Source organism: Paenibacillus sp. 01T422 (assembly GCF_056398785.1).
Map to the genome: position 1 here is coordinate 1 of NZ_JBFTQB010001245.1, position 1397 is coordinate 1397.

At 40.6% G+C, this 1397-nt stretch carries 2 protein-coding genes; one reads left to right on the top strand and one right to left on the bottom strand.

Going from position 1 to position 1397, the window contains the following annotated elements; all coding sequences use genetic code 11:
* Positions 1-162 (bottom strand): LysR family transcriptional regulator substrate-binding protein (locus AC1DUA_RS37620; protein ID WP_477504577.1); only part of this gene is annotated, 162 nt, incomplete at its 3' end.
* A gap of 165 nt (positions 163-327) precedes the next feature.
* Here AC1DUA_RS37620 and AC1DUA_RS37625 point away from each other — a divergent pair.
* Positions 328-1311: an SLAC1 anion channel family protein gene (locus AC1DUA_RS37625; RefSeq protein WP_477504576.1), complete on the top strand. Its 984-nt coding sequence runs from the start codon at positions 328-330 to the stop codon at positions 1309-1311.
* The last annotated feature ends 86 nt before the right edge of the window (positions 1312-1397 follow it).

Genomic DNA, 1397 nt, shown 5'->3' on the forward strand with positions numbered 1-1397 from the left:
AGCCTGGCTTATATATTTATCTTTATGGTGGATGATGGCAATTTCCCTGCTAAGCGTTGGATTCACGATCTTTATTGCTTTTAACTGGGCATCGTTGTACAAATTCAAGTATGTTCTCGACAGGGCAGTCACTCCGGCACCCGCTTTGACAAGGCCAATGATGGTTTAATTCATCAATAATGATACTTATGTTGTTAGTAGGTAAAATCAATGGAGGGCTCTCCATGAAGCATTAGTTAAGCGTGTTAGCGACTTCATATTTAAAAATGTTTGAGATTGCATTCGAGATACACCAATAATTCTCATAGAAAGTAGTGACCTTTACACATGCAAACCATAACTGCCATACAGAAACAAAACAGCATCGGATCCATTCAATTTTTACCCGTTAATCTATTTGCGTCGGTTATGGGCATTTCAGGACTAGCACTTGCTTGGAGACAAGCAAGTAAGTTATTCGGTGCTTCACTCGTAGTCGCTGATATCATTGGGATTATTGCCGTTCTAGTATTTGTCGCTCTAAGTATAGCTTATCTTTCAAAATGGGTTCTATACCCGCAGAAAGTCAAAGCTGAATTCAAACATCCTATAACGGGCAACTTCTTCGGTACAATCACGATTGCAATATTATTACTATCTTCTGTTATAGGTACTTATAGTCCTATCATCTCACAAGTGGTTTGGATAATCGGAACTGTAACCACTTTAGCGCTTAGTTTTATCATTGTTGCGCGCTTGCTGAACGGGAATCATGAGCCGGGTCATGCGGTTCCTGCTTGGTTGATTCCTGGCGTAGGGACCATTGATATTGCTGTAGCCGGCGGGTCTATGCCGTTCCCATGGGCGCATGAAATTAATATGCTGTCGCTAGCGATCGGCGGAATTGTCGCCTTAATTTTTCTTACCATGATCTTGTCTAGGTTGATTCATCATGATCCACTGCATGCGGGATTAACACCCTCTATGATAATCATGATTGCACCGTTCGAGGTTGGTTTTCTTGGTTATGTGAACTTCGAACATCGCATTGATCAGTTCGCGTCCATTTTGTTTTATTTTGGTTTGTTTTTGTTTATCGTTTTGTTTTTCAAAGTATTCAAAAAATCGGTCCCTTTTGGAGCCTCTTGGTGGGGGGTAAGCTTTCCGCTTGCGGCGCTCAGTAATGCAGCTTTGCAATATGCAATGTTTGTGAATTCCTGGCTGTTAATCGCCATTTCCGCAGTCATTCTAGTTTTGCTAAATATCGTTTTGGTCATTCTCTTTATTCGGACAATCAAGGTGTTATTTAATGGGAACCTACTTAAAGGATAATAATTGTTCGATTGGAAGAATAATAAAAAAAATTGACAAGGGATCATTACTGATGCATAGCGAAATGGGGTTGCGTCGAATAGGAG